At 64.9% G+C, this 4,654-nt stretch carries 6 protein-coding genes; all 6 read left to right on the forward strand.

Going from position 1 to position 4,654, the window contains the following annotated elements:
• A partial coding sequence (locus EOA79_RS29810; protein ID WP_164894005.1) for a GntR family transcriptional regulator occupies positions 1-431 on the forward strand: 431 nt, incomplete at its 5' end.
• 128 nt (positions 432-559) lie between these two features.
• Entirely contained in the window at positions 560-907 is a 348-nt protein-coding gene (locus EOA79_RS29815) for a hypothetical protein (RefSeq protein ID WP_095823522.1), read from the forward strand.
• 93 nt (positions 908-1,000) lie between these two features.
• Positions 1,001-1,528, forward strand: coding sequence for a copper chaperone PCu(A)C (locus EOA79_RS29820; protein ID WP_095823521.1), 528 nt, complete (start codon positions 1,001-1,003; stop codon positions 1,526-1,528).
• 26 nt (positions 1,529-1,554) lie between these two features.
• Positions 1,555-2,073 (forward strand): YcnI family protein, encoded by a 519-nt coding sequence (locus EOA79_RS29825; protein ID WP_095800591.1) that lies wholly within the window; start codon positions 1,555-1,557, stop codon positions 2,071-2,073.
• Positions 2,074-2,125: 52 nt separating this feature from the next.
• The gene (locus EOA79_RS29830) at positions 2,126-3,760 is read left to right on the forward strand and encodes a CopD family protein (protein WP_127335162.1); all 1,635 of its coding nucleotides are present in this window, start codon (positions 2,126-2,128) and stop codon (positions 3,758-3,760) included.
• A gap of 108 nt (positions 3,761-3,868) precedes the next feature.
• A partial coding sequence (locus EOA79_RS29835) for an NAD(P)-binding domain-containing protein (RefSeq protein WP_164894006.1) occupies positions 3,869-4,654 on the forward strand: 786 nt, incomplete at its 3' end.

Genomic DNA, 4,654 nt, shown 5'->3' on the forward strand with positions numbered 1-4,654 from the left:
TCCGCGAGATGTTCGAGCTGCGTTCGGCGGCTGCCTTCGTCGCGCTGCCGGAGGATAGCGCGGTCTGGGCCGATCTCGACCGGCTGGAGATCGAACATCGCCAATTGGCGAGCGAGATCGCGACGCGCTTCAACGAATTCTCCGAGCTCGATGAGCGCTTCCACCGGCTGATCCACCGCGCCTCGCACAATCGCTTCATCGTCGATTTCTACGATGTGATCGCGATGATCTTCCACTACCACTACCAATGGAACAAGGCGCAGGAACGCGAGCGCAACGAGGTCGCGGTCCAGGAGCATCTCGCCTATATCGCGGCGCTGAAATCGCGCGATCCCGCCAAAGTGGACGCCGCCTGCCGCAAGCACCTGAAGTCGGCCCGCCAGACGCTGTTGAGCTCCATTCCGGAAGGACGGCAGGTGCAGCCCGCCTGATCAGGCGCGTCGCGCCGCGTTGCCGCAGCCCGGTTTTGCCGATTTTCCGGCCGCCGGCCCCATGCTAGGGTCGGTCGAATTGCTGGAAAGAGGCAGGTCTTTTGGATATCCGGCTGAGACGATGGAGCATGCCGGCCGCGTTCGTCGCGGCGCTGCTGCTGTTGCTTCAGTCGGCACTTGGCGCCTTCGCCTTTGGCGCGCCTTCAAAGCTTGATGCCTTCGGCAACGTCATCTGCACGCATGACGGGGCGGTCAAGCTTCCGGGCGGCGATCCGCACCGGCAGCATATGCCGGCTTGCTGCTTGGCTGGCTGCAGCACGGTTTCGCCGGCGCATCTGCCGCCGCCGGATACCGGCGCGCCCGCCAGGGTGCTGGTGTTCGACGCGGTCGCTTTCCCGCCTCCGGCCTTCCGGCATCTCGATTTTGCCCGCGACCGCTCTCCGGCCAATCCGCGCGCGCCGCCGGCCGCAGTCTGACAAAAACCCGCGAAACCTTTCGCGGGCGCATTCATCCAAGATCAGACTGCTCGCGGCCGGATCACGGCGCGATCCCATACTCATGGAGCAACCATGTCCAATCTTCTTCCCGCATCGCGAGCGCAAGCTCGTCCGCGCGGTTTCGAACGGCTCGGCCTTGCCGTGTTCGCTCTTTTCCTGTTCGCGTGCGTTCCCGGCGCCCAGGCGCATGAATTCAAGGCCGGTGACCTGGAAGTCGGGCACCCGTGGTCCCGCGCAACGCCGCCCGGCGCCAAGGTGGCCGGCGGCTATTTCACCGTCACCAACAAGGGCGGCTCGCCCGACCGGCTGCTGTCGATTTCCTCCGACATCTCCGACAAGGCCGAATTGCATGAGATGAGTGTCAAGGACGGCGTCATGACTATGCGGCCGGTGAGCGGCGGGCTCGTGATCCCGGCCGGCGGCAAGGTCGCACTGAAGCCGGGTGGCTATCACCTGATGTTCATCGGCCTGAAGCGACAGCCCAAGCAGGGCGAGAAATTCCCTGCCACGCTGACCTTCGAGAAGGCCGGCAGCGTCAAAGTCGAGTTCGCCGTCGAGGGCATGGGCGAGATGGGCAGCATGGACGATCACGCCGAGTGATCATTTCGAAATTAGAGGGACAATTCATGAAGAAGTATCTTTTGGCGGTGGGCGCGGTTCTGGCGCTCGGAACAAACGCCGCGCTTGCGCACATCACGCTCGAAACCCAGGAAGCGGCCGTCGGCTCGACCTATAAGGCCGTCCTGCGCGTGCCGCATGGCTGCGAGGGCAAGGCGACGACCGCGGTGCGCGTGCAGATTCCGGAAGGCGTCATTTCGGTCAAGCCGATGCCAAAGCCCGGCTGGACGCTGCAGACCAAGAAAGGCCGATACGAGAAATCCTACCAGCTCCATGGCGAGACGCTGACCACCGGCGTCAAGGAAGTCGACTGGAGCGGCGGCAACCTGCCGGACGAATTCTATGACGAGTTCATTTTCCGTGCTTCGCTCGCCGCCGATCTTCCGGCCGGCCAGATGCTCTATTTCCCAGTGGTCCAGGAATGCGGCGATGCCGCCGATCGCTGGATCGAGATTCCGGCGGCAGGACAGGATGAGGATGCACTGGAAAATCCGGCGCCCGGCATCAAATTGCTGCCGAAGAAATGATCTCTCGATGGCGCGTCCCATTCGGGCGCGCCGTCCCTTCTCGAAAGACCGCATGAACGCAGCAACTTTCCCAATCCGCCTGAAGGGCATGCGCATCGGGCCAGTCGCCAGCGGCCTGTTCGCGGCTTTCGTACTCGTGCTGCTGCTGGTGCTACCCGGCCGCGCCCTCGCGCATGCGGCCTTGGTCGCGGCCGATCCGCCCGATGGCGCGGTGCTGTCGCAGAGTCCCGCGCGATTCTCGCTGACCTTCAGCGAGCCGGTTTCGCCCCTGGTGCTCACTCTGGTGCGGCCGGACGGCACGCAACTTTCGCTGACCTCCTTCCGGCTCAACGATCAGACCGTCGAGATCGATAATCCGGAGACGCTCAAATCCGGCACGCATGTGCTGAGCTGGCGGGTGATTTCGGTCGACGGCCATCCGGTCGGCGGCTCGGCGCTGTTTTCCGTCGGCGCGCCAAGTGCTGCGCCGGTAGCGGGCGAAGCCGTCGATTTGTCGCTGCGCACGGCAATCTGGATGGGTAAGCTCCTTCTCTATGCCGGGCTGTTCCTCGGCGCCGGCGGCGCCTTCGCGCTCGCCTGGCTCGCGGGAGACTGTCGCTGGGGCCAGGGTTTCGTTATCGGCGCTCTTCTGTGCGGACTGGCCGCCGCCCCGTTCTCGCTCGGATTTCAGGGGTTGGACGCGCTCGGCGCGCCGCTCGCCCGGTTTGCGGCGCCCATCGTGTGGGAGACCGCGCTTGCCACCAGATTCGGCTGGACGGTGCTTGCCGCCCTGATTGCACTCGGCCTTGCCTTGCTGTCCCTCGCCGGACCGCGCGCTCTTGGCAAGCTGCTTGCGCTCGCCGGGCTCGTCGGTGTGGGCACGGCGCTTGCGGCAAGCGGCCACGCCAGTGCCGCCGAGCCGCAATGGCTGACGCGGCCGCTGGTTTTCCTGCATGGCACAGCCATCGCCTTCTGGAGCGGCGCGCTCGCACCGCTCGGCCTTGCGTTGCGTTGTCAGCCGGCGAAGGCCAAAATCTTCTTGCGCCGGTTTTCGCGCGCGATCCTGCCCGTGGTTGCCGTGCTTGCGATAAGCGGCATCGTGCTGGCGATCATCCAAGTGCGCGAACCGGCAGCGCTGATCAACACCGCCTATGGCCGCCTGCTGCTGCTGAAACTGGCCCTGCTTTTGTTCCTGTTCACCCTTGCCTCCGTGAACCGATGGACGCTGACCGCGCCGGCCGAAACGGGCGACACGGAAGTGCAGCGGCGGCTGGTGCGTTCGATCGGCATCGAGACGCTGATCGTGCTTGCCATCTTCGGCGTCGCCGCCGGCTGGCGCTTCACGCCGCCGCCACGCGCGCTGGCGATCGCCGCAGCGCAGCCGGCCTCGATCCACATCCACACCCTGCAGGGGATGGCCGATCTCAGCATCACGCCCGGCCATGCCGGCCAGGTTGCCGCCTCGATGGTGATCATGACCGGCGATTTCGGCCCGATGGATGCCAAGCAGGTGACCCTGGTGCTGTCGAAGCCGGACTCCGGCATCGAGCCGATCAAGCGGCCGGCGACGAAACGCGGCGACGGCACCTGGCGCGTCGACGATCTCGTCATCCCGCTGCCCGGCCGCTGGAACGCTCGGCTCGACATCCTGGTCTCCGATTTCGAGATGGTGAAGATTGAAGCGCCAATTGATATCAGAGCCGACTGACCTGGGCCGCGACACAATTCGGCGAGGCGGTTGACGCCGTCGCGAAGGCCCGTCAATCATCCGTCCAAAACGCGGCTTCAACAAAAGTTCGAAAGCAGGGAAGAAACGATGGAAAAAGCCGAAATCGGCCTGATCGGCCTTGGTACGATGGGCTCCAACTTGGCACTCAACATCGCCGAGCACGGGCACCGCATCGCCGTCTTCAACCGCACGCCGGCGCGCACCGACGCCTTTGTCGAAAACGCCGGTCCGCTGAAGGACGTGGTCGTGCCCTGCTACAGCCTGGAGGAACTCGCCGCAGCGATCCGGCCGCCTCGGCCGATTATCATCATGGTGCTGGCCGGCAAGCCGGTCGACGAGCAGATCGAGGCTTTGCGCGGGGTGCTCTCCGACAACGACATCGTCATCGATGCCGGGAACGCCAATTTCCGCGACACGATGCGGCGCTTCTCCGAGCTGTCGGGCTCAGATCTGACCTTCATCGGCATGGGCGTGTCGGGCGGCGAGGAGGGCGCGCGCCACGGGCCGTCAATCATGGTCGGGGGCACGGAAGACTCCTGGAAGCGCGTCGAAAAAGTGCTGACGGCGATCTCCGCCAAGTTCAAGGACGAGCCTTGCGCCGCCTGGCTCGGCACCGACGGCGCCGGCCATTTCGTCAAAACCATCCACAACGGCATCGAATATGCCGACATGCAGATGATCGCCGAGATCTACGGCATCCTGCGCGACGGCTTGGGCATGGGCCCGAAGGAGATCGGCAAGGTCTTCGACGGCTGGAACAAGGGTAGGCTCAACTCATACCTCATCGAGATCACCGCCAAGGTTCTCGCAGCCGACGATCCCAAGACCGGCAAGCCGGTGGTCGACGTCATCCTCGACCGCGCCGGCCAGAAG

Origin of the sequence: Mesorhizobium sp. M1A.F.Ca.IN.020.03.2.1, assembly GCF_004023205.1 — a bacterium.
Lineage (GTDB): Bacteria > Pseudomonadota > Alphaproteobacteria > Rhizobiales > Rhizobiaceae > Mesorhizobium.

Coding starts and splice junctions, on each gene's coding strand:
- EOA79_RS29830 (WP_127335162.1), top strand. CDS start 2,126: ATGAACGCAGCAACTTTCCCAATCCGCCTGAAGGGCATGCGCATCGGG.
- EOA79_RS29815 (WP_095823522.1), top strand. CDS start 560: ATGCCGGCCGCGTTCGTCGCGGCGCTGCTGCTGTTGCTTCAGTCGGCA.
- EOA79_RS29820 (WP_095823521.1), top strand. CDS start 1,001: ATGTCCAATCTTCTTCCCGCATCGCGAGCGCAAGCTCGTCCGCGCGGT.
- EOA79_RS29825 (WP_095800591.1), top strand. CDS start 1,555: ATGAAGAAGTATCTTTTGGCGGTGGGCGCGGTTCTGGCGCTCGGAACA.